The following is a 21,813-nucleotide window of genomic DNA, read 5'->3' as shown; positions in this document are numbered from 1 at the left end:
CACCGGAGCAAGCAGGACAGGCAGGGGCGCGGCTACCGGTATTGCTTGAGCGTCACGGCCGTGGCCAGCGCAGCGGTGACTGCCTCGTGCCCTTTGTCCTCCTTGGAGCCGGGCAGGCCGGCACGGTCCAGGCCCTGCTGTTCGGTGTCGCAGGTCAGCACGCCAAAGCCCACGGGAACCCCGGTGCTGACGCTGACGTCCGTCAGTCCCATAGTGGCCGCCTCGCAGACGTAATCGAAGTGCGGTGTACCGCCGCGGATCACCACACCGAGTGCCACCACAGCGTCGAAGTGCTTGGCCAGCCGCGCTGCGGCCACGGGGAGCTCGAAGCTGCCCGGCACCCGCAGGACGGTCGGCTTGCTAATCCCGGCGTCCTTCGCGGCGCGCAGGGCGCCGTCCAGCAGGCCGTCCATGATCTGGGTGTGCCAGCTGGCTGCCACGATGGCCAGCTTCAACTGCGACGTCTCCGCCGGGTCGAGGGTGGTGAGGTCAATCTCCGGTGCGCCGTGTCCACTCATCTAAAGTCTCCTGGTTTTTCTGTGTTGATCAGGTTCGATCTGTGCTGATCAGTTCGTTCTGTGTTGACTAGTCTTGTTCGTGCTGGAAGGCGGCGGCCGGACCGGCGGACGGCAGGGCCGTCACCGGTTCGCTGCCCCGGGTGTCCAGGACAAGGCGGTGGTCCATCCGGTCTTTTTTGGTCTGCAGGTAGCGGATGTTCTGTTCGCGTGAGGGAACCTCGGTGGGAACCATTTCGACGACGGTGACGCCGGCGTCGGCGAGGCGGTTCAGCTTGTCCGGGTTGTTGCTCAGCAGCCGCACTTCGTGGAGGCCCAGTTCGGCCAGGATCTGCGCGGCCGCGTTGTAGCGCCTCGCGTCAACGGGCAGGCCGAGCTGCTCGTTGGCTTCCACGGTGTCGAAGCCGGCTTCCTGCAGGGCGTAGGCCTTGATCTTGTTGGCCAGGCCGATGCCACGCCCTTCATGGCCGCGCAGGTAGAGCAGCGTGCCGCCCTCCTCGTTGATTTTCTCCAGGGCGTACGCCAGCTGTTCGCCGCAATCGCAGCGGTAGGAGCCGAAGACATCCCCGGTCAGGCACTCCGAATGGAGCCGGACCAAGGGCGCTTTGCCGTCCACGGGGGGAAGGGGCGAACTGACGGCGAGGTGCTCGGCACCCGTTACCAGGTCTGTCCAGGCCTGGGCCACGAACTCACCGAATTCGCTGGGCAGCTGGACAATGGGCCCGCCGCTTACGGGATGCGGCATGCTGCTGCCCTCAAAGTCATTTCGTGCCTCAGGCGCCGTCATCGTTTCTCCTCGCTCCCCATCGGGGTTGTTGCCTGTCCGCCGGGCCGGGCTGCCTCCAGGTATGCCACCAGGTCCTCAATCGAGACCAAGGGGCAACCATGCTCTGCAGCGAAGCGGCGAAGTCCGTCCAGGCGCATCATCTCTCCGTTGTCGTACACTACCTCTGCGATCACGCCCACGGGTTCCAGACCCGCAAGCAGACACAGGTCCACGGCGGCTTCGGTGTGTCCCGGGCGTTCACGCACTCCACCGTTAACGGCGCGAAGCGGGAAAACATGCCCGGGACGGGTAATTGAGTTTGGGGTGCTGGCCGGATCGGCCAGCACCCGGGCGGTGACTGCACGGTCGGTCGCGGAAATGCCTGTGCTGACGCCAACCGCCGCATCACAGGAAACCGTGTAGGCGGTGCCCTTGGAGTCTTCGTTGACCTCCGCCATCGGCGGGAGGTGGAGGGCGTCTGCCCGGGCCCCGTCGAGCGGCACGCAGATCACGCCGGAGCTGTAGCGGATGGTCCAGCCCATCAGTTCAGGGGTGGCGTGCTGGGCGGCAAAAATGATGTCGCCCTCATTTTCACGGTCCTCGTTATCCACCACCACGACCGGAAGGCCGGCGGCCATGGCCCTGACGGCGTCTTCAATCGGGTCCAGGACGGTACCGGCATCCACGGTCAGTTGGTCCGCACTGAGTTCAGGGGTGTGCTTGAGCTGGTTCACTTCACGTCTCCGGTTCCTGTGGCATTTCCGGTGGCGGCGCTTCGGGTGGCTGGGCCGCCGGCAAAGGCGAGCAGGCGTTCGGTGTACTTGGCCAGCACATCCACTTCGAGGTTGACCTTGCTGCCAATGCTCTTCGCCCCCAGGCCGGTTTCGGCCAGGGTGGTCGGAATCAGCCCTACCTCGAACCACGGGGCGGATTCCGCTGCGTCGCTGACTCCGGTCACCGTGAGGGACACGCCGTCAACGGCGATGGAACCCTTTTCGGCGATGTACCGGGCAAGCCGCACCGGTACGCCGAACCGCAAGCGGTCCCAGTTGCCCAGGGCTTCGCGCTCCAGGAGTTCGCCGACGCCGTCCACGTGCCCCTGGACAACATGGCCGTCGAGGCGCCCGCCGGCAGGGACGCAGCGCTCCAGGTTGACGGTGTCGCCCGCACCCAGCTCGCCGATGGTGCTGCGGACCAGGGTTTCGCCCATGACGTCGACGCTGAAGTCCTTGCCGTCAATGGCCGTTGCGGTCAGGCACACGCCGTTCACGGCGACCGAGCCGCCCAGGGCAAGCCCTTCAGTGCTTCCGGGAGCATGCAAACGTACAGTGGCGCTGACGTCGCCGTTCCGTTCCACGGACAGGACCCTGCCCTGTTCGGCGATAATTCCGGTAAACATCAGTAGCCTCCTGTGGCAGTACCCGCGCCGCTGCGGTGCGGTAGGGGTAGGGGTTTGGTTGAGCGTGTAAGGGATGAAAGGAGTTCGGAGCCGGCTTCGGCCGGCAGGGCAGCCTCAGCCGCCGGTTCAGGGTTGCGCGGGAAGAGGTGCAGCCTGAGGTCCCGGCCGAGGGTCTGGACTGCGCCCCCGGAGGCGTGGTCCCAGTCCCAGCCCTGGGCGTCGGCCAGGGTGGTGATGCCGAGGTCGCCCAGAGCCGCCGTGCCGGATCCGAGCAGGGTGGGCGCCAGATAGATGATCAGCTCGTCCACCACTCCGGCGGCGAGGAAGGCACTCAGGATGCTGGAACCGCCTTCAACCATGAGGTGGCGTACGCCGGCGGAGAAGAGCTGCTTCAAGGCCTCATGCGGATCGCGGGTGGGCAGGTGCAGCACCCGGCCGTCATCACCGTGAATGGCGGCGTCGTCGGGGATTCCGCGAAGACCCATCACCGCCCGCAGGGGCTGGTGGCCCGAAGGCTCGCCCGATGCGTCCCGGGCGGTGAGCCGCGGATTATCCACCAGGAGCGTTTGGGTGCCCACCAGGATGGCATCAACCCGCCCGCGCAGAGCGTGGTTGTCAGCAAGTGATTCCGGGCTGGAGATCCACTGGCTCGTACCGTCCGCCGCTGCGATGCGGCTGTCCAGGGTCTGGGCGATGTGGAGGGTAACAAAGGGACGCTGCGCGAGAACCGCTTCAAACCAGCGTCGGTTCAGCTCGAAGGCGGCGCGGGCTGACAATCCGGACCGCACGCTGACGCCTGCGGCCCGCAGGGTTGCGGCTCCGCCGGCGGCGGGGTCATGGGGATCATCCACGGCGTAGACCACCGACGAGATGCCTGCATCGATGATGGCCTGGGCGCACGGCCCGGTCCGTCCGCAGTGGTTGCACGGTTCGAGGGTGACCACCATGGTGGAGCCGGCAAGGCCGATGCCCTTCATGCGTGCTTGGGCAATTGCGTCAGCCTCCGCGTGCGCCGTACCGGCGCCGCGGTGGTAGCCGGTCACCAGCGGCTGGCCGTCGGATCCGACCACAACTGCGCCCACCAGCGGATTGGCCCCTCGGGGACCCTGGAGCGCCGCCTCGAGGGCTGCCTCCATGGCATCGGTCTCGGCAGCACTGAAGATGGCTGTAGTCTGCGGCGTCAAAGCGTTCGTCGTTCCTTCCCTCGAAAACCGCGTGGGCTCCGGGGGTATACGACAGCGCAGTACCGCACCGCCTGAAAGGCAGAGCAGTAACAGCTGTACGTGCTTCTCTCATCCAGACTTTAACTGTCGGTACCGGAATTTCACCGGTTCAACCGTCCGCCGGAACAGCTCCCTTTCAGGATCTGTGCCGGCTCGCGGGTCGCGGACTGTCACCGCCGGTTCGGACTTACACCGACCCCGGAGCACGTAGTGTGTGTTGTTATTCAATCACAACTGAGTGACTGCTCCGGGTATTCCCGTCAGACTCCGTCATGATTCCGAAACAGAGCGCCCCGCTGCGGAAACCGGGCGCGAGCCGGCTGCCCGGAGCCGTTCAACCGCCGTGGCCGGGTCCTCCGCGCCGTAAACTGCTGAACCCGCGACGAAGACATTGGCCCCGGCCTCGGCTGCCCGGACAATGGTCTCCTCGGTGATCCCGCCATCCACCTGCAGCGCCACTCCGGTGCCGGAGCCGTCAATGGCGGCCCGGGCCCGCTGGATCTTCGGGAGCGTCAGGTCCAGGAAGGACTGGCCGCCAAAACCCGGCTCCACGGTCATGATCAGCAGGAGGTCCAGTTCCGGCAGCATGTCCAGGTAAGGCTCCACCGGCGTACCGGGACGCAGCGCCATGCCCGCCTTGGCCCCGCGGGCACGCAGTTCCCGGGCCAGCTTAATGGGTGCAATGGAAGCTTCCACGTGGAAGGTCACCGAGGCCAGGCCGGCGTCGGCGTACGCCGGGGCCCAGCGGTCGGCGTCGGCGATCATCAGGTGTGCATCCAGCGGCACGGGGCTGACGGCCTGGATGCGCTGGACAACGGGCAGGCCGATGGTGAGGTTCGGGACGAAGTGGTTGTCCATAACGTCAACGTGGACCGCATCCGCGTTGCTGATTCTCTTGAGCTCCGCCTCCAGGTTGACGAAGTCGGCGGAGAGGATGCTGGGGTTGATGCAGCACTGAGCCATGACGGCTCCTTTCACGTGATGGGAGGAATCAGGGTTTTTTGTGGATGATGGCCAGGAACATGGCATCGGTCCGGTGCACATGCGGCCACAGCTGGGCCGTCAGTTCATGCCCCGCATCGAGGTGGCCGGGCAGGCTCACCGTGTCCAGCGCGGCGCCGGCATCGAGCAGCTCGAGATCATCGCGCTTGCGCAGCGCATCGGTGACCACTGCGGTGGTCTCGGCTGGATGCGGCGAGCAGGTCACGTACGCCACGATGCCCCCGGGGCGGACGGCGTCGAGCGCTGATTTCAGCAGTTCTCGCTGAAGCGGGCCAAGGTCCGCGAGGTCCTTGGGCGTGCGCCGCCACCTCGATTCAGGCCGGCGCCGGAGGGCACCGAGACCGCTGCAGGGAACGTCCACCAGGACCCGGTCGAAGGTCCCCGCCATCTCCGTGCCCACTTCGCGGCCGTCACCGGTCCGGACATGCCAGACTTCGTGTGGCACCGCTGCGAGTGCCTGCCGCACCAGCTTGGCGCGGTGCGGCGCAGGTTCGTTGGCCAGCAGGGTGGCGCCATGCTGCCTGGCCAGCGCGCCCAGCAGCGCCGCCTTGCCGCCCGGTCCGGCGCAAAGGTCCAGCCATTTTTCGGCGCCTTCGCCGGCGGCCCCGGCATTCGCGCCTTCCAGATCCACGGCTGCCATGGCGCGGGCCACCAGCTGCGAGCCCACGTCCTGCACCCTAGTGCTGCCTTCACGCACCGACGCCAGCCGGCCGAGGTCCCCGCCGCTGGAGAGCGCCGAACCTTCCACGAGCTCGCCCGCGGTTGCACCGCCTTCCAGCGCCTCATCCAGGCTGCCCAGCCCGGGCAGCGCCACGAGGTTCACCACCGGGGCAGCGTTGTCCGCTTCGAGGAGGTCGTTGATTTCGCTGACGGGGCGCCCGTGAGCCACGAGTGACTGCCTCAGGGCGCGAACAATCCACTCCGGGTGGGCATGGCGGATGGCCGCAATCCGGGTTTCGTCCTGCTCATCGCTGAGGAGCAGCTCCAGCCATTCCTCGAGGGTGCGGGCGGAGACTTTCCGGAGCACCGCGTTGATCAGGGCGGAGGGCCCCGCGCCGATGACGGCACGGGCCAGCCCAACGGTCTGATCCAGGGCGGCGTGGGCGGGCACCCGCATGGCCAGCAGCTGGTGGGCGCCGATCCGCAGGGCATCCAGGATGGCAGGGTCCAGCTGGTCCAGCGGCCGGTCGACGCAGCGGGCCAGGACCGCGTCATAGGTTCCCTGGCCTCGCAGCGCCCCGTAGCTCAGCTCGGTGGCGAACCCGGCATCCCGCTTGTCCAGCCCGTGGTGGCGGATCCGGGCAGGTAGCACCAGGTTGGCATAGGCGTCTTCCGAGGCGACGGCGCGCAGGACTTCGAAGGCCACGAGGCGCGCCGGATCGGCCCGCCGTGTGCGCTGGGATGGCGCGCTCTCGGTGAAGTTCCGCTTCGGGCCGCGGTTGCGCTCCCTTCCCTGGGCGTTCCGCTGGCTGCCGTCCCGGCCACGGCCGGATGTCCTGCCGCGGCCGCTGCCGCCTGCTCCGGACTCACTCATTCGAATACCACGCCTTCCAGTGCTGCCTGTCCGCGCGCCCAGTCGGCGGCGGCCATCATCTTTTTGCCCGAAGGCTGGATCCTCGTCAGCTCAACAGGGTGCGAACCGGTGCCCACCAGCACGCTTTTCCCGTGGAGCAGCACCCGGCCCGGCTGCAGTGCCGGGCCGTCGTTCCGGAGCACCACCGGCTCGAGTTTTACGCGTTGACCATCGAGGGTGGTCCATGCGCCGGGTTCGGGTGTGACGCCCCGGGCCCTTCGCCCGACCGCCAGGGCAGGTTCGCGCCAGTCAATCCGGCCGTCGTCGATCCCCAGTTTGGGTGCCAGGGACACCTCGCCCGACTGCGGAACGGCAGCAGCCCGTCCTGACTCAATGGCGGAGAGTGTCTGCGAGAGCAGGACGGCACCGCTGTGGGAAAGCCGTTCCAGGAGCGCCCCGGAGGTGTCATCCGGGCGGACCGATTCGGTGAGGGTGCCGAACACGGGACCGGTGTCCAGGCCCTCTTCCAGCAGGAACGTTACGGCGCCGGTGATGTCATCGCCGGCGATGACGGCGCGCTGCACGGGCGCGGCGCCCCGCCAGGCGGGCAGCAGGGAGAAGTGCAGGTTGATCCAGCCGTGCCTGGGTACGTCCAGGGCAGCGCGCGGGATCAGGCCGCCGTAGGCCACGATGGCTGCGATGTCCGGTGCGAGGGCGGCGATCGTTGCGGTGACGTCCGCATCCACCTTGGCCGCATGGATCACGTCAATTCCAAGGTCGGTGGCGCGGGCGGCAACGGGCGACGGCGTCAGCACGCGTTTGCGTCCGATCGGCGCATCCGGACGGGTCAGGACAGCAACGACGTCAAAGCCCGCCTGCACCAGTGCATCGAGGGACGGGACCGCAACGGCCGGCGTGCCGGCGAAGAGAACCCTCACCCGCCCGCACCGAAGCTGCCGCCGCCGAAGCTTCCGCCTCCAAAGCTGGAACCGACAGTCTTCGCCCGCTTGGACGTCGTCTTCTCGGTGATGGCGTCGTAGTTGGCGTTGCGGATCGCGCGCAGGGCGGCCCTGCGGTCTTCGCCTTCGAGCCTGTCCGTAAACAGGATCCCGTCAAGGTGGTCTGTTTCATGTTGGAAGCAGCGGGCAAGCATGCCCTCTCCGTCCACCGAGACGGGGTTGCCGTGCAGGTCGACGCCGGTGACGCGGGTGGTCTGGCGCCGGCGGACAGGGAAGCCAAGACCCGGGATGGAGAGGCAGCCTTCCACTTCATCAGGCTGGAAGTCGTCGCTGTTTTCCAGCACGGGGTTGATGATGTGGCCCTCCACTCCGCCGATGCGGTAGGTGAACACCCTTTTGCTGACGCCGACCTGTGGCGCGGCGAGGCCTGCGCCGTCGACGTCTTCCATGGTCTCGGTCATGTCGGCAACAAGTTTCGCGAGTTCCGGCCCGAATTCCGTCACGGGATCGGCGACTGTGCGGAGCACAGGGTCGCCGATGATGCGGATATTCAAAATGGCCATATGCGATCTGTCCTAACGGTGGGATACTGAACGGGCGGTACGGGGGATCCAAACCAGTTTAGTTGGCCGCCGGCGCGTTGGTTGGCTGGTGAGAGCCCTTACCTGCCTGGCAAGGCCTGCAGCACGGGCTGCGGCACGGGAAGCGGCGGCGGTGCCACCGGAAGCAGGGCTGTTCCGGCACTGGCGGTGTCGGCGTGCATCTCCCAGACCCGGCGGAGGGAGCAGAACTTCCACCAATGGTGCTTGAGCACATCCGGATTGGCACGCATCGGCCGGACTTCGGTTTCACCCAGCGCGACGGCCAGCAGCACGGGAGACTCAACGTGTTTCCAGGGCTCCCACTCCCCCACAACGGGATCCACCAGGCTTTCCTCGGCCTTCATCCCCGCGACCAGCTGCATCACTACCTTGTCGTCCAGCGGCTTGACCGTTCCGTCCCGGCTGGTGCCCTTCGTCTTGTAGTCGATAATGCAGGTCCGGCCGTTGATCCTGGCCACCAGGTCCAGGGTGCCGGCATAACCGACTGTCTTGTTCCAGACAGTGACTTCCGGTGCGATGGGCTCGACGCCGAAGAGTTCCCACCACTCATCAAAGCGCGCCGCGAAGGCTTCCTCGCCGTTTGCGGCCAGGGCCTCCCGCATTTCCTTCATCCGGTGCGGCCTGCCGAGGGCCCTGAGCGCAACCTGTTCGCAGTAATTATGGACCCGGTCGCCGCGCTTCGCGGCGTCGTCGCGGTACGTTTCGGCGGCCTTGGCTGCACGGCTGACCGCCTGGCGCACCTTGGCGGGGCTCCCCAGGATGCCGGGGAGCAGCGGATCGCTGGCGAGGCTGTTCGCTCCCATGTACCCGAACCAGCCATCCAGGCCGTGCGGCTGCTGGCTGATGACCGTCGTAATGGACGGTACGGAAAACGAGTCCGAGGTTGAACGCGCGTACATCCGCCCGTATTCCGTGGCGTGGGCAAGGAGTGGATCAGTCATGCAAACACTCTTTCATGAAGGGCTGACAGGATTGCGGGCCGGGACGGTCGCAGCCGGAAAAGCGAAATGGCCCGTTCCGCTGATTCAGCGGAACGGGCCATTCAATGGTGGGCGATACTGGGTTCGAACCAGTGACCTCTTCGGTGTGAACGAAGCGCGCTACCACTGCGCCAATCGCCCCAATGCCATTGAATGCTAGCCCACCCTGGCGGCTTTTGGAAATCGGGCGACCCGGCGCGCTTAGGGCACCTCACAGCACGTTGGTGCGGGACCGGGGAAGCTCGGGCGGCCGGCCGTCGTCGGGAGCCTTTCAGCATGCGCCATTTCGGGGAATCACGACAGAGAGCGCCAAGGCAGGCCCACAAATTACACCCCTGTAATTAGGAAAATCCCCTAGATTCCAAGGAAGCGGGCCCCTTTGAAGCTGCCGCCACTGCCCGATTTGTAACTTCCCGGAACCTCCTATAGAGTTCTTACTCGTTGGAACGCGAGGAAATGCCGAATAAGGCAAGGAAATGCTGACAACAATGCGGACGTAGCTCAGCTGGTAGAGCACCACCTTGCCAAGGTGGATGTCGCGAGTTCGAATCTCGTCGTCCGCTCGCAGGACACTGTCACAGCAAGGTTCTTAGGAATCCTGGCTTACACGGTGGGTTGGCCGAGAGGCGAGGCAGCGGCCTGCAAAGCCGTATACACGGGTTCGAATCCCGTACCCACCTCGGTGAAAACCTTGGTTTCCGGTTCACCCCGGAGAAACATTTGGGCGATTGGCGCAGCGGTAGCGCGCTTCCCTGACACGGAAGAGGTCACTGGTTCGATCCCAGTATCGCCCACCAGAGCAAGGCAACTTGCTTGTTGTTGAACTGCCGGTCCAACCGGCACGTGCTTCATGTGCGGACGTAGCTCAGCTGGTAGAGCACCACCTTGCCAAGGTGGATGTCGCGAGTTCGAATCTCGTCGTCCGCTCTCTTTTCTTTAATGACGCAGAACCCCCGGCTATGCCGGATGTCCCGCGGGTTCTTCCCCCGCCGGATCCATCCGGAACGCGGGCGATTGGCGCAGCGGTAGCGCGCTTCCCTGACACGGAAGAGGTCACTGGTTCGATCCCAGTATCGCCCACCACAGCAGCTCTCCGCAGCTGCTTTTTTATTGCCCGGACTCCCGCGCGTGACCTTGGCACACCCAAAACCACGGGCTAGGATCGAATGCGGAGGAGCGATCTGGCTCCGCGACAGAAGGGAGGTGCCCGTGGGAATTCTTGACGATCTGAAGGGCAAGGCTCAGCGACTGGTTGGTGGCAATGAACAGGCCATCAAGGACGGCATCGGCAAAGCCGGTGATTTCATCGACTCAAAGACCGGCGGAAAGTACGCCGGGAAGATCGATTCCGTCCAGAAGGGCGCAGCCGGCCTCGTGGACAAGGTCGACCCCAAGCCGAACACGGCTCCGGTGGTCGACCAGCCTCCCGTCGCCGGAGAGCCGCCTGCAACCGGGGAACCCCGGCAGCAGGGCCTTTAAGCTAGAACGTCAGCGAGGTGCCGGTCCCGCCGTGAGGCGGCGCCGGCACCTTTGGCGTTTAAGCGTTTGGCGTTTAAGCGCCAGCACAGCTCCAGACTCTAGGACGGTTCGTGGTTCTGGCCTTCGCGGGCAAGCGCCGTCAGACGGGACACTGCCCGGTAGTACTTCTTGGTGTACCCGCCGGTCATCATTTCCTCAGTGAAGAGCTGGTCGAACGGGACTCCGCTGGCCAGGATAGGCACATCCTTGTCATAGAGCCGGTCTGCCAGCACCACAAAGCGGAGCGCCACGGCCTGTTCGGTGATGGTCTCCACGTCACGCCAGACAACGCCCTCAATGCCGGCCAGGAGCTGCCGGTAGCGGCTCGGATGAACGCCGGCAAGATGGTTGATGAGGGTCCTGAAGTCATCCCGCGCCACTGTTTTGCCCTGGAACTCCGCCTGCATGTGGTGGGTCAGGTCTTCGTTCTTCAGCGGAGCCGGAGCTGCCGGGAGTCCACGGTGGCGGAAGTCCTCGCCGTCGATCCTGACGACATCGAACTGGTCCGCCAGGACCTGGATCTCGCGCTGGAAGTCGACCGCTGCGAACCGGCCGTCGCCCAGCGATCCGGGCAGCGTGTTCGAGGTGGCGGCGAGCTTAACGCCGGCATCGGCCAGTTCCCGCATCAACCGCGACATCAGGACCGTATCGCCCGGATCGTCGAGTTCGAACTCATCGATGCACACGAGCTTGTAGTGGCTCAGCGCCTCGACCGTCTTGCGGAAGGAGAGCGCGCCCACCAGGTTGGTGTATTCGACGAAAGTGCCGAAGGCCTTGGGTCCCGGGGACGCATGCCACAGCGACGCAAGCAGGTGGGTCTTGCCTACACCGAAGCCGCCGTCCAGGTAGATGCCGGCCCTGGAATTGTCCTTCTTCGCAAACAGCTTTTTGAAAAGGCCGGAACTTCCGTTGGCGCCGACGCCGGTCGCGAAGGACTGCAGCGCCGTCACGGCCCCGGCCTGGCTCGCCTGCGAGGGGTCGGGACGGTAACTCGCGAAGGAAACCTCGCCGAACCGCGGGGAGGGATAGAAACCCTTGAGGAGTTCATCCACGGAAACCGCCGGTGTCCGCGCGGAGAGCTGTTCGATCTGTACCAAGGTGGTCCGTTCTGCTGGTCTCGTGTCCCCAGAAAGGATACCGGCAATGCGGCATCCGCCTGATAACGCGGCCAGCCCGCGTGACCAAGGCCATATTTCCCTCTGTGAACGCAGGGGCGCATTAGGGCATGGCCGTGGCTAGTGTTGGAACTGGCCCGGCCGCAGCGACGCCTCACGGTGGCATGGGTCCCGTCCCCTGCCCGTTTCAGACCACTGACCGTTTCAATGAAAGGCAATCCCCATGCCCTACCCCGTTGAACAGAACGAAAAGTTTTCCGAGTACGCGCACCCCGAGCGCCTTGTGTCCACCGAGTGGCTCGCAGAGGCCCTCGAAAGCGGCGCCGTCGGCGACGGCAAGCTCGTGGTGGTCGAATCCGATGAGGATGTCCTGCTGTACGAAACCGGCCACATCCCGGGCGCCGTCAAGATCGACTGGCACACCGACCTTAACGACGAGGTCACCCGCGACTACGTGGACGGCGAGGCGTTCGCCGCCCTGGCCGCGGTCAAGGGCATTTCCCGGGATTCCACCGTGGTCATCTACGGCGACAAGTCCAACTGGTGGGCCGCCTACGCCCTGTGGGTCTTCACCCTCTTCGGCCATGAAGACGTCCGGCTGCTCGACGGCGGCCGCGACAAGTGGATCGCCGAGGGCCACAAGCTGACCACCGAGGTGCCCCGGCCCGCCCCCGGTGAATACCCCGTCGTCGAACGCAAGGATGCCCCCATCCGTGCGTTCAAGGACGACGTGCTGGCCCACTTCGGCAAGCCGCTGATTGACGTCCGCTCCCCCGAGGAATACTCCGGGCAGCGCACCCACATGCCGGCCTACCCTGAGGAAGGTGCCCTGCGCGGCGGCCACATTCCGACGGCCGCGTCCATCCCCTGGGCCCGCGCGGCGGACGGGGACGGCACCTACCGCAAGCGCGCCGAACTCGAGGCCCTGTACCTTGGCGAAGCCGGCCTCAGGGAAGGCGACGACGTGGTGGCATACTGCCGCATCGGCGAGCGTTCCAGCCACACCTGGTTTGCCCTGAAGTACCTGCTGGGCTTCGAGACGGTGCGTAATTACGACGGCTCCTGGACCGAGTGGGGCAACGCCGTCCGCGTGCCCATCACCAAGGGAACCGAGCGCGGCACGGTACCGGCGTAAACTGGACTTGATGAATAACCAGACCCTTCCCGCCTCGCTGGCGGAAATAGTTGACGACTTCCAGGCCCTCACCGAACCCGAGCGGCTGCAATTGCTGCTGGAATTCTCCCAGGGGCTGCCGGAACTGCCGGACCGGCTGAAGGACCACCCGGAGCTGCTGGAACAGGTTGTCGAGTGCCAGTCGCCTCTGTTCCTGACGGTTGAGACGGAAAAGCACGACGCCGGAAATCCGGACAGCGTGCGGCTCTACTTCAAGGCGCCGCCGGAAGCACCTACAACCAGGGGTTTCGCCGGTGTCCTGCATGAGGGCCTCGACGGCCTCACGGCGCCGGAGATCCTGGCGGTTCCGGATGATATGCCCGAGCTCCTGGGCCTCACCCGGGCCATTACTCCCCTGCGCATGCGCGGAATGACAGCGATGCTTGGCCGGATCAAGCGCAAGGTCGCCGCCTCCGCCGCGGTCAAGGCCTGAGCCGAAAGGCACCGGCACCGCTTGGCGCGCAAACAGGCTTCACAGGGAACGCCGGCCACAGCAGCACTCGCTGCGGCCGGCGTTCCTTTCGTGCTGCATCCCTACAGCCACGATCCTTCGGCCGCGAGCTACGGCATGGAGGCCGCGGACGCCTTGGGACTGGATCCCGCCAAGGTCTTCAAAACGCTCGTAGTGGACGTCGACGGCAGGCTGGCGGCGGGAATCGTTCCCGTCAGCGGCAGCCTGGACCTGAAGGCGATAGCGGCTGTCCTGGGCGGCAAGAAGGCCGCCATGGCTGATCCGGCGATGGCCCGGCGCAGGACCGGTTATGTGCTGGGCGGCATATCGCCGCTGGGGCAACGCCAGCCCTGTCCCGCCGTCCTCGACGAAAGTGCTGTGGGCCAGGCGACCATCCTGGTGTCCGGGGGCCGGCGCGGGCTGGACATTGAACTGGACCCGGCGGAGCTGATCCGCCTTATCGGCGCCGTTACCGCCCGCATCGGCACCGGGCCGAAAGCTGCTCCCGCTCCTTAGCGTGACCCGGGATTCTTCCTCGGTGCCAGCTGCCGCCGCAGCCAGGCGGTGACAAGCCGTTCCCAGCGCTCGGGATCAACGTTCCACTCCTTGGTGTGACGGGCGTTCTGGAACGGCTCGAACGTGACCATCTCGGGGTTTTTCTCGGCGATGCTAGCCGAAGGCCCGTAGGGTACATATTCGTCATCCACGCTGTGCAGGATCAGCGTGGGAGTCCTGAGTTCCACGGCCCGTGCGACCCAGTCCATCGACTTCAGGTCCACCGGCGCCGCCAGTCCCGTAAGGCGCCTGCCCAGCGGGTGGCCCATCATCAGCTGTCCGTAGCGTCCCACTGCCGAGGGGATGCGGTGCAGCTCGGCATGGTGCGCCAAAACATTGACCCAGTCCACCACGGGCGCATCGAGCACCATGGCCCGGATGAGGTTGTGGTGCCGTGACAGGTCCGCTGTCTGCAGACTGATCGCGCCGCCCATGGACCACCCGAACAACACGACTTCGTTGGCGCCGTTAGCGACGGCGAAACTGATGGCTGCCTCGACGTCGCGCCATTCGGTGGAGCCGAGTCCGTAGCGCCCGTCAGGGGCCGACGGCGCCAGTCCATCGTTGCGGTAGGAGATGATCAGGCTGGTCATGCCGAGTTCGTGTGCGGGCCGCAGGGCCCGCAGGCACTCGAGCCGGCTGGCGCCGCGCCCGTGGACCATGATGGCCCAGATGTCCGACGGCCCGGGTCCCGGCACCAGCCATGCCGGCGCAGTTCCGCCGTCGACGTCGATCTGCACATCCTCGGCCGAGAGCCCGAATGAGGCTGCATCCGGATAGGCGGATCCGCTCCAGTAACCGCGGCGGGCAGTGGTGAGGTCGCCGGAATAGACGGCCTGGACCTCGCGGAGAACGGTGCGTTCCGCGGGTGAGTAGGAAACGATCCTGCCGATCCGCGCGTGGCCGCGGCCGCCGTCGAAGAACAGCCCGTAGACGCCTTCCACGGTGGTGTCCTCGTTGGCCGCAAGGATGACCTGGAGACCCTCGGAGGCACGGATGACCGCCAGTATCTCCTGGTTTTCGTCCCTGGTACGCACCGGCGTTATGACCCGCCGGGCGAAATAGAGGGCGAGCGCCGAGGACCCCGCGCCAAGCAGGCCCGCGGCGGCACCTCCTGCGATGGCGCCGCCCACGGCCCATTTGGCGCTTGATGACATTCCGGTGTCGGGGGCGCGGCGGGCTCCCGCCGCACGGGGCGGATTCGTGGGGGTGGCCGGGCGCAGCCCCGGGATGGATGCCATGGATCCATTCTTACTGCTAGGTGCCCTTCGGACATATTCGGGCAGGCCAACAACGGGCTCGCCAGGCTTCAATAACGACAGAAGGCCCCGATCGAAATCCGTGCGGGAAAGGTCCGCCCGGGACTAGGCTGGGGGCATGAGCGATCCAATCGTCATTCTGACAGAAGAGCCGCTGGGTGCGGATGACCGCGTCAACATTGAACGCCTGGTGGACGGGGGTGACGCGCCCCTCGTCGTGCTGGTCCCGGCCAACACGGAACGGCACCTGCTGGTGGACTTCCTCGAAAACCTCTCCCTGCTGGACATCGCCAAGGCTTTCCGCGAACTGACCTCCCATGCCCCGGACCCGGCCTTCGAGCGGGCAGCGGCTGCCGAAACGCTGACAGTATCGCTCAACGCCCTCGCCGGACTCGGTGGCGGAGTCACGGGCGAAGTGGTTGACGGCGGCGCCGTGCAGGGCCTGGTGGCGAAAGTAAAGGACCTCGGCGCCGGCCAGGCGGTGGTCATCACCCGGCCGCATGCCATTGCCGACACGTTCCATACGGACTGGGCCAACAAGGCACAGGACGAGTTGGGACTCCCCGTCCTGCACCTGTACGCGGGTTCGGGATTTATCGGGGACTCCTGAGCGTTGATCAACCTATGAGCATCTTTAGCAACAAGCCGAAAGTTTCACCTGTCCAAACCCCGGGCCAGGGATCCGCCGCGGATAATGTCACGCCTCAGGTGGAAAAGACGGACGAGCAATGGCGCCGGGAGCTGACACCTGAGGAATACCGCGTGCTCCGGCAGGCCGGGACCGAAAGGCCCTACACCGGCGAATACTGGGATACCCACACTGCGGGCGTGTACCAGTGCCGTGCGTGCGGTGCGGAACTTTTCACGAGCAACGAAAAATTCGATTCCCACTGCGGCTGGCCGTCGTTCTGGGCTCCGCTTGCAGACGGAACTGTCCGCTACCTGCACGACCGCACCATGGGCATGGACCGCGTGGAGGTCCGCTGCGCGAACTGCGACTCCCATCTGGGACACGTGTTCGAAGGCGAAGGCTACGGCACCCCCACAGATCAGCGCTTCTGCATCAACTCCGTCTCACTCAAGCTGGTCTCAGCGGACGAGGGCAAGTAGGCCATCCGGCCAGCAGGGCCGCCCCGGCTAGGGCTGGGGCGGCTTCTCTGCTCCACTTGCACAAGTCCTTCTTATGCTTAGATTGAATTTGCATTAGCGCATCTGTTTGCTTGCTACGCTCGCCGTAGAAGTTCAAAGCAACCAGAAAGGCGATCGCCGACGATGACAACGACCGCTCTCACCGCAGCCGCACCCCGCACCGAACACCACCCCGAGTGGCTGATGCTCAGGGCTGCTGCCACTGGGCTGCAGGCCCTCCAGGCACAGGACGGCTCCGTGCCCGAACCCGCCGACCATGCGGCCGCGGCAACACATGCGAACGCCATCTGCGCGGCCGTCGAAGCGCTGACGCCGGCCTTTCCGCACGACGCCCGGTACCTGGAACTCCTGGTCAGCGACTTCGGGCGGTGGGTCGACGGCGGTTTCGGCGTGCCGGACTTCCTGGATTCGCTGCTTGCCTTCCAGCCCCAGAAGCACCGCATCGACGGACTGCAGCACCTCGTGGTGTTTCCGATGTACACCCAGAACGGCAGCCGGAGCCGGCTGGTGGAAGCCGTCCTCATCGAGGTCATCTGGCCGGAGTTCATTGCGGGCCTTGAGCAGGGCGAGTACTCCAACAAACTCTTCGTCCCTATCCGTTTCCTGGACTTCACATCCGGCTACGACACCAACTCGGCCGTGCTGTTCCCGGAAACCGTCGCAGTCCGGGAGACCCCCACGTTCACGTGGGGTGCCATCTTTGCAGACCGTGAAGCAGCCCGCTTCCGCCGGGTCCTGCGGGCCGCGGCCGACATCACCCGCCTGGAACTCCCTGCCGAAGCCGAAGAACTGCTGGCGAACCAGGACCTCACACAGGAGACGTTCGTGATGTGGGACCTGATCCATGACCGCACCCACATGCGCGGGGACCTGCCCTTTGACCCGTTCATGATCAAGCAGCGCATGCCGTTCTTCCTGTACTCGCTGGAAGAGCTGCGCTGCGACCTGACGGCCTTCCGCGAATCAGTGAAGATCGAGAAGGACGAGGACGCCGATCCCGAGGCACGCCGGCACGCCAAACTCGTGCAGTACGCGGTCATCTTCGACCGGATCTTCCGCTTCGCCATCACTGGCAGCCGCGTCCGGAACTACGACGGCCTTGGCGGCCAGCTGCTTTTCGCCTGGATGCACCAGCACCGCGTACTGCACTGGACCGACAGCAAACTCAGCATCGACTGGGACGAAGCTGCCGACGTCGTGGTTGACCTTGGTGCCCGGATCGAGGAACTGTACTGGCGCTCAATTGACCGTCCGAAGACGGCCCACTGGCTGGCTGCGTACGAACTCATTTCCGGCACCGTCACACCCAACCCGGCATCCGTCTGGGCCAACGGACCCGCGGCGCTTCCGCTGGACGGACCGCCGCGCGGCCTGACCGACCAGGTGCTGGACGACGAGTTCCCGCTGTCCATGTTCTACGAGGCACTCGAGAAGAAGATGCGTCCCGTCATTGAGTCAACGGCCGGCATCACCGGTTCGTCGGACACCGGTTCGTCAGGCACCGTCGCAGCCATGAACGCCGGATGAGTGCTGAACAGTTGACCGTGGTGGTCACCGGCGGCAGCGGGCCGTCCGGGATCGCGGCGGCCCGCGCCCTCCGCCGTGCCGGCCACCGGGTCTTCACGGTCGGCTCGGACGGCCCCCGGATCGAGGCCGCCGCCGCGGAAGCGGGCGACGGCGTCACTCCCCTTGTCTGCGACCTCGCCGTCCTGGCGGACGTCAGGGCCCTGCATGCCGGAATTTCCGCCGCGGCCGGCAGGGTGGACGGCGTCATCCACCTGGTGGGCGGCTGGCGCGGCGCCAAGGGCATCACGGACCAGAGCGACGAGGACTGGGACTTCCTGGAGCGCAGCGCCATCACCACCGTGCGGAACGTGACCCGGGTTTTTTATGACGATCTTGCGTCCTCCAGCGCTGGCCGCTTTGCCATGGTGACCTCCACGGCGGCCGCCACTCCGACGGCGTCCGGTGCGAGCTATGTCGCCGCCAAGGCAGCGGCGGAAGCGTGGACGCTCGCGGTGGCCGAGGGCTTCACGGAGGCACCGGCGAGCGCCGCCGTCATTTTCGTGGTGAAGGGCCTCGTCGACGCCGGGATGCGGGCAAAGTCCCCCGGACGCAGCTTCGCCGGCTTTACCGACGTCGATGAACTCGCGGCAGCCGCCGTCGGACTTTTCACCGCCCCCGCGGCGGAACTCAACGGCCGGCGGCTGCTCCTTAGCCCTTGACCGCGCACATCCCTAGACTGAAAGCGTGACCAAAGCGATGACAACCACAGTTGAATCCGCCGCCACCGCGGCACGACTCCATGACCCCGCCGTCCGGGGCTTCGCCTCCGACAACTACTCGGGCGTCCACCCGGAAGTCCTGGCCGCTCTGGCAGCCGCGAACGAAGGGCACCAGGTGTCCTATGGCGAAGACGATTACACCGCGCGGCTGCATGTGCTGATGGAGGAGCATTTCGGCGCCGGCATCGAATGCTTCCCGGTCTTCAACGGAACGGGGGCAAACGTTCTGTCGCTCCAGTCCCTTCTCCCGCGCTGGGGCGCGGTGATCTGCGCGTCCACGGCGCACATCAACATGGATGAGAACGGCGCCCCGGAGCGGATCGGCGGCATCAAGCTCCTCCAGGTGCCCACCCCGGACGGCAAGCTGACGCCGGAACTGATTGACCGCGAGGCCTGGGGCTGGGGGGACGAGCACCGGGCACAGCCGCTGGCCGTGTCCATCACCCAGACCACCGAGCTGGGCACGTGCTACACGCCGGACGAGGTCCGTGCGATCGCGGAGCACGTCCATGCAAAGGGCATGAAGCTGCACATGGACGGCGCCCGGCTGGCCAACGCGGCGGCCCACCTCGACGTGCCGCTGCGGGAATTCACGCGCGACGCCGGAGTGGACATCCTCTCCTTCGGCGGAACCAAAAACGGGCTGCTGTTCGGCGAGGTGGTGGTGGCACTTAACCCCGAGGCCGCGCAGGGCCTTCTCTATCTGCGCAAGATGAACATGCAGCTGGCTTCCAAAATGAGGTTCATGTCCGCCCAGTTCATCGCGCTGCTTGAGGGCGACCTGTGGCTGCGGTCAGCCCGGCACGCCAACGCGATGGCTGCCCGGCTGCGCGCCGCGGTGGACGGGATCGACGGCGTGGAGCCCACCCAGAAGACGGAATCCAACGGCGTTTTCGCCATCCTGCCCGAAGGCATTGCCGACAGGCTCCGGGAATCCTTCCGCTTCTATGACTGGAACGAAGCCGCCAGGGAGGTCCGGTGGATGTGTTCTTTTGACACCAGCGAGGAGGACGTGGATGTGTTTGTCGCCGCCATCAAGCGGGAGCTGGCAGCCGGTTGAGCGGGAGCCCGGGGCGGCGAGCCTGCAGGGATCGGTGCCGGATCTTGCGTAACCTGCGAATGTGAACGCACTCGACCAGGTTCCCGCGGAGTTCCTTACCGCGTTGGGATCCCTTCGAAAAGCACGGTGCCGCAGTGAGCTGCACCTGGACGAGATTCCCGCGCCCTCGCGGCTTGCGCCCTTCGCCGTGGCCCTCGGTGCCGAGGTCATCGGACCTGTCCCCGGCCCGGCCCCGGCCGCGGTGCACGGCCCCGTTTCCGCCGCCCTGGTCCGGGCCGCCGGAACCGTGGAAGACGAAGAACTCGCCACCGGACGCTTCATTTTGCTCTACGACCCCGACGGCTCGGCGGTGTGGGACGGGGAGTTCCGGATCGTGACCTATATCCGCGCCCAGCTGGAGGCGGAAATGGGCAACGACGAAATGCTCGGCTCGGTGGCCTGGACGTGGCTCGTTGAAGCACTGGAGAACCACAAGGCGCCGTACCGTGCAGCCGGCGGAACGGCCACCCGGATCCTGTCCGAGAGCTTCGGAACCCTCTCTGACCGGCCCGCGTCAATCGACATCGAACTGCGTGCCTCCTGGACGCCGGAGGGCCCGGACATCCGCTCGCACCTGGAGGCGTGGTCGGACATGGTGTGCACGTTCGCGGGCCTTCCGCCGCTCCCAGAGGGCGTGTCCGCCCTGCCCCGACGGCGGCGCAACTAAGCATGGCTGGCGACGGCGGGACGCCCTGCAGCGCGATGTCGGTAAACTGAAGGCATCATGACCCCTCAAAATCCGGAACACACCACAGCCGGCGTCCCGGCTGCTGACATCACTCCCCACATCACGGTGGAAGGCTTCGACAGCCTGGTCCCCGAGGTCATCGACCTTGACTCCCCCCGCGACGGCGTGCCGCTCGTCATTGAAACCCCCGCCGGACTGGAACGGTGCGCCGCCGCCATCGCCGCCGGAACAGGGCCGGCCGGGGTGGACGCCGAACGCGCGTCGGGCTTCCGCTATGGTCAACGGGCCTTCCTGGTCCAGATCCGCCGCGAAGGTTCAGGCACGTGGCTCATCGATCCCGAACCCTTCGGTGACCTGCAGATCATCAACGACGCTTTGGACGGCGTCGAATGGATCCTGCACGCCGCGAGCCAGGACCTTCCGTGCCTCTCCGAGCTGGGTATGTGGCCGCACAAACTGTTCGACACTGAACTGGCCGCCCGGCTGGCAGGCCTGCCGCGGGTGGGCCTGGCGGCCGTCATCGAGCAACTGCTCGGTTTCGGCCTGGCCAAGGAACATTCCGCTGCGGACTGGTCCACCCGACCGCTCCCCGAGCCCTGGCTGCGGTACGCGGCGCTGGACGTCGAGGTCCTCACGGAGCTGCGCGAAGAACTCATTGAGCTGCTCCAGGCCGACGGGAAGCTTGAATACGCCGAGCAGGAGTTCGCTGCCATCCTGGAAGCCGGGCTGGCCCCGCCGCGGGTGGATCCGTGGCGGAAGACCTCCGGGCTGCACCAGATCCGGGACCGCCGCCAGCTGGCTGCCGTCCGCGAACTATGGCTGGAGCGGGATTCGCTGGCCCGCAAACGCGACGTCGCCCCCGGCCGGCTCATCCCGGACTCTTCGCTGGTCGCGGCCGCCAAGGCCATGCCGTCCACCGTGCCGCAGTTGCTGGGCACCAAGGGCTTCCACGGCCGGGCCGCGCAGCGGGAGGCTCCGCGCTGGCTGCGCTGCATTTCCACTGCCAGGAACATGGAGGAACTGCCGCCGCTGCACCTCCCGACCAACGCTCCCCCGCCCCCGCGCGTCTGGGCCGACCGTGACCCGGCAGCGGCGGAACGGCTGGCCACTGCCAGGCCGCTGCTGCAGGCCAAGGCGGACGAACTGAACCTTCCCGTGGAAAACCTGCTGACGCCGGACTTCCTGCGGCGCGTGGCATGGCGTCCGCCTGCTGAGCTGAGTGAACTGGCGATCGGTGAAGAGCTCAGTGAACTCGGCGCGCGTCCTTGGCAGATCGAACTGACGGCGCCCCTCATCACCGCCGCATTCCTCAATCCGCAGCCGCTGCCCCCCAAGGAACCGAAGGAATCCAGGGCTGCTTCCGGCGCCGGAAACTAGGCCACCCGCAATCCTTGCCAGCTAAGTTACTCTCGAGTAACATTGAGACCACTGACGCCCGGTCGCCGTCGCTATTGGCGCGCGCCCCGGCCCCAATGTCTCAATGAGGAGTACCACGTGAGCCAAGCCCCCATCAGCGGAGAACCCCACAGCGAAGAGCCCCGCAGCGAAGAGCCCCGCAGCG

At 66.2% G+C, this 21,813-nt stretch carries 23 protein-coding genes, 6 tRNA genes and 1 riboswitch; of the genes, 16 read left to right on the top strand and 13 right to left on the bottom strand.

Annotated features, from left to right (window positions below; genetic code table 11):
* Nucleotides 1–32: 32 nt before the first annotated feature.
* The 11 genes from ribH to J7I92_RS17110 all read right to left on the bottom strand — a co-directional run bounded on the left by ribH (nucleotide 33) and on the right by J7I92_RS17110 (nucleotide 9,100).
* Nucleotides 33–518, bottom strand: a complete 486-nt coding sequence (gene ribH, locus J7I92_RS17160) for a 6,7-dimethyl-8-ribityllumazine synthase (protein WP_214842474.1) — start codon at nucleotides 516–518, stop codon at nucleotides 33–35.
* Nucleotides 519–585: 67 nt separating this feature from the next.
* Nucleotides 586–1,302, bottom strand: a complete 717-nt coding sequence (gene ribA / locus J7I92_RS17155; RefSeq protein ID WP_214842472.1) for a GTP cyclohydrolase II — start codon at nucleotides 1,300–1,302, stop codon at nucleotides 586–588.
* Nucleotides 1,299–2,015 carry a 3,4-dihydroxy-2-butanone-4-phosphate synthase gene (gene ribB, locus J7I92_RS17150; RefSeq protein ID WP_396020408.1) on the bottom strand — a complete coding sequence of 239 codons (717 nt, stop codon included), beginning with the start codon at nucleotides 2,013–2,015 and terminating at the stop codon, nucleotides 1,299–1,301. Before ribB ends, ribA begins: the two co-directional genes overlap by 4 nt.
* On the bottom strand, nucleotides 2,012–2,680 hold the full coding sequence (locus J7I92_RS17145) for a riboflavin synthase (RefSeq protein WP_214842470.1): 669 nt from the start codon (nucleotides 2,678–2,680) through the stop codon (nucleotides 2,012–2,014). Before J7I92_RS17145 ends, ribB begins: the two co-directional genes overlap by 4 nt.
* A complete protein-coding gene (ribD, locus tag J7I92_RS17140) occupies nucleotides 2,680–3,816 on the bottom strand; it encodes a bifunctional diaminohydroxyphosphoribosylaminopyrimidine deaminase/5-amino-6-(5-phosphoribosylamino)uracil reductase RibD (protein WP_214842521.1) in 1,137 nt (378 codons plus the stop codon). The genes J7I92_RS17145 and ribD overlap by 1 nt, the downstream gene beginning before the upstream one ends.
* Nucleotides 3,817–3,959: 143 nt before the next feature.
* Nucleotides 3,960–4,114: riboswitch (FMN riboswitch) on the bottom strand.
* A 59-nt stretch (nucleotides 4,115–4,173) separates the two neighbouring features.
* Nucleotides 4,174–4,866 carry a ribulose-phosphate 3-epimerase gene (gene rpe, locus J7I92_RS17135; RefSeq protein ID WP_214842468.1) on the bottom strand — a complete coding sequence of 231 codons (693 nt, stop codon included), beginning with the start codon at nucleotides 4,864–4,866 and terminating at the stop codon, nucleotides 4,174–4,176.
* A 28-nt stretch (nucleotides 4,867–4,894) separates the two neighbouring features.
* Nucleotides 4,895–6,439 carry an RsmB/NOP family class I SAM-dependent RNA methyltransferase gene (locus J7I92_RS17130; protein WP_214842466.1) on the bottom strand — a complete coding sequence of 515 codons (1,545 nt, stop codon included), beginning with the start codon at nucleotides 6,437–6,439 and terminating at the stop codon, nucleotides 4,895–4,897.
* A complete protein-coding gene (fmt, locus tag J7I92_RS17125) occupies nucleotides 6,436–7,356 on the bottom strand; it encodes a methionyl-tRNA formyltransferase (RefSeq protein WP_214842464.1) in 921 nt (306 codons plus the stop codon). Before fmt ends, J7I92_RS17130 begins: the two co-directional genes overlap by 4 nt.
* Nucleotides 7,353–7,940: a peptide deformylase gene (def, locus tag J7I92_RS17120; RefSeq protein WP_214842462.1), complete on the bottom strand. Its 588-nt coding sequence runs from the start codon at nucleotides 7,938–7,940 to the stop codon at nucleotides 7,353–7,355. Before def ends, fmt begins: the two co-directional genes overlap by 4 nt.
* Nucleotides 7,941–8,038: 98 nt before the next feature.
* Entirely contained in the window at nucleotides 8,039–8,920 is an 882-nt protein-coding gene (locus tag J7I92_RS17115) for a PD-(D/E)XK nuclease family protein (RefSeq protein ID WP_214842460.1), read from the bottom strand.
* A gap of 105 nt (nucleotides 8,921–9,025) precedes the next feature.
* Nucleotides 9,026–9,100: transfer RNA gene (locus J7I92_RS17110), tRNA-Val, on the bottom strand.
* 349 nt (nucleotides 9,101–9,449) lie between these two features.
* Between J7I92_RS17110 and J7I92_RS17105 the strand changes: the two genes are divergently transcribed.
* The 6 genes from J7I92_RS17105 (at nucleotide 9,450) to J7I92_RS17080 (ending at nucleotide 10,438) form a co-directional block, all read left to right on the top strand.
* Nucleotides 9,450–9,522, top strand: a tRNA-Gly gene (locus tag J7I92_RS17105).
* A gap of 46 nt (nucleotides 9,523–9,568) precedes the next feature.
* Nucleotides 9,569–9,639: transfer RNA gene (locus tag J7I92_RS17100), tRNA-Cys, on the top strand.
* A gap of 42 nt (nucleotides 9,640–9,681) precedes the next feature.
* Nucleotides 9,682–9,756 (top strand) — tRNA-Val (locus J7I92_RS17095).
* 57 nt (nucleotides 9,757–9,813) lie between these two features.
* A tRNA-Gly gene (locus tag J7I92_RS17090) sits at nucleotides 9,814–9,886 on the top strand.
* 81 nt (nucleotides 9,887–9,967) lie between these two features.
* Nucleotides 9,968–10,042: transfer RNA gene (locus tag J7I92_RS17085), tRNA-Val, on the top strand.
* A gap of 126 nt (nucleotides 10,043–10,168) precedes the next feature.
* A complete protein-coding gene (locus tag J7I92_RS17080; RefSeq protein WP_214842458.1) occupies nucleotides 10,169–10,438 on the top strand; it encodes an antitoxin in 270 nt (89 codons plus the stop codon).
* Nucleotides 10,439–10,536: 98 nt separating this feature from the next.
* On the opposite strand, the gene zapE is transcribed toward J7I92_RS17080, so the two are convergent.
* Nucleotides 10,537–11,574: a cell division protein ZapE gene (gene zapE / locus J7I92_RS17075; protein ID WP_214842456.1), complete on the bottom strand. Its 1,038-nt coding sequence runs from the start codon at nucleotides 11,572–11,574 to the stop codon at nucleotides 10,537–10,539.
* A gap of 241 nt (nucleotides 11,575–11,815) precedes the next feature.
* Here zapE and J7I92_RS17070 point away from each other — a divergent pair, with 241 nt between their 5' ends.
* From J7I92_RS17070 to ybaK, 3 genes are read left to right on the top strand one after another with little or no spacing between them, the layout of a single operon-like run.
* Entirely contained in the window at nucleotides 11,816–12,727 is a 912-nt protein-coding gene (locus tag J7I92_RS17070) for a sulfurtransferase (protein WP_214842454.1), read from the top strand.
* A gap of 10 nt (nucleotides 12,728–12,737) precedes the next feature.
* Nucleotides 12,738–13,199, top strand: a complete 462-nt coding sequence (locus J7I92_RS17065; RefSeq protein ID WP_214842452.1) for a SufE family protein — start codon at nucleotides 12,738–12,740, stop codon at nucleotides 13,197–13,199.
* A 21-nt stretch (nucleotides 13,200–13,220) separates the two neighbouring features.
* Complete coding sequence (ybaK, locus tag J7I92_RS17060; protein ID WP_214842450.1) at nucleotides 13,221–13,733, top strand: Cys-tRNA(Pro) deacylase; 513 nt, start codon at nucleotides 13,221–13,223, stop codon at nucleotides 13,731–13,733.
* On the opposite strand, the gene J7I92_RS17055 is transcribed toward ybaK, so the two are convergent.
* On the bottom strand, nucleotides 13,730–14,929 hold the full coding sequence (locus tag J7I92_RS17055; protein WP_251040081.1) for a S9 family peptidase: 1,200 nt from the start codon (nucleotides 14,927–14,929) through the stop codon (nucleotides 13,730–13,732). The genes ybaK and J7I92_RS17055 overlap by 4 nt on opposite strands.
* Before the next feature lie 220 nt (nucleotides 14,930–15,149).
* On the opposite strand from J7I92_RS17055, the gene J7I92_RS17050 reads away from it, so the two are divergent.
* The 7 genes from J7I92_RS17050 to J7I92_RS17020 all read left to right on the top strand — a co-directional run bounded on the left by J7I92_RS17050 (nucleotide 15,150) and on the right by J7I92_RS17020 (nucleotide 21,629).
* Entirely contained in the window at nucleotides 15,150–15,641 is a 492-nt protein-coding gene (locus tag J7I92_RS17050; protein ID WP_214842446.1) for a hypothetical protein, read from the top strand.
* A gap of 14 nt (nucleotides 15,642–15,655) precedes the next feature.
* Nucleotides 15,656–16,141: a peptide-methionine (R)-S-oxide reductase MsrB gene (gene msrB / locus J7I92_RS17045; protein WP_251040065.1), complete on the top strand. Its 486-nt coding sequence runs from the start codon at nucleotides 15,656–15,658 to the stop codon at nucleotides 16,139–16,141.
* A gap of 162 nt (nucleotides 16,142–16,303) precedes the next feature.
* Nucleotides 16,304–17,707, top strand: a complete 1,404-nt coding sequence (locus J7I92_RS17040; protein WP_214842444.1) for a DUF6421 family protein — start codon at nucleotides 16,304–16,306, stop codon at nucleotides 17,705–17,707.
* Entirely contained in the window at nucleotides 17,704–18,405 is a 702-nt protein-coding gene (locus J7I92_RS17035) for an SDR family NAD(P)-dependent oxidoreductase (RefSeq protein ID WP_214842442.1), read from the top strand. Before J7I92_RS17040 ends, J7I92_RS17035 begins: the two co-directional genes overlap by 4 nt.
* A gap of 37 nt (nucleotides 18,406–18,442) precedes the next feature.
* On the top strand, nucleotides 18,443–19,525 hold the full coding sequence (locus J7I92_RS17030; RefSeq protein ID WP_214842517.1) for a low specificity L-threonine aldolase: 1,083 nt from the start codon (nucleotides 18,443–18,445) through the stop codon (nucleotides 19,523–19,525).
* A 61-nt stretch (nucleotides 19,526–19,586) separates the two neighbouring features.
* A complete protein-coding gene (locus J7I92_RS17025) occupies nucleotides 19,587–20,231 on the top strand; it encodes a DUF3000 domain-containing protein (RefSeq protein ID WP_214842440.1) in 645 nt (214 codons plus the stop codon).
* Nucleotides 20,232–20,288: 57 nt separating this feature from the next.
* Nucleotides 20,289–21,629: an HRDC domain-containing protein gene (locus J7I92_RS17020; RefSeq protein WP_214842438.1), complete on the top strand. Its 1,341-nt coding sequence runs from the start codon at nucleotides 20,289–20,291 to the stop codon at nucleotides 21,627–21,629.
* The last annotated feature ends 184 nt before the right edge of the window (nucleotides 21,630–21,813 follow it).

The organism is Arthrobacter sp. ISL-72 (assembly GCF_018613755.1).
Classification (GTDB): domain Bacteria; phylum Actinomycetota; class Actinomycetes; order Actinomycetales; family Micrococcaceae; genus Arthrobacter.
This window is presented reverse-complemented; position numbering and strand designations above follow the sequence as displayed.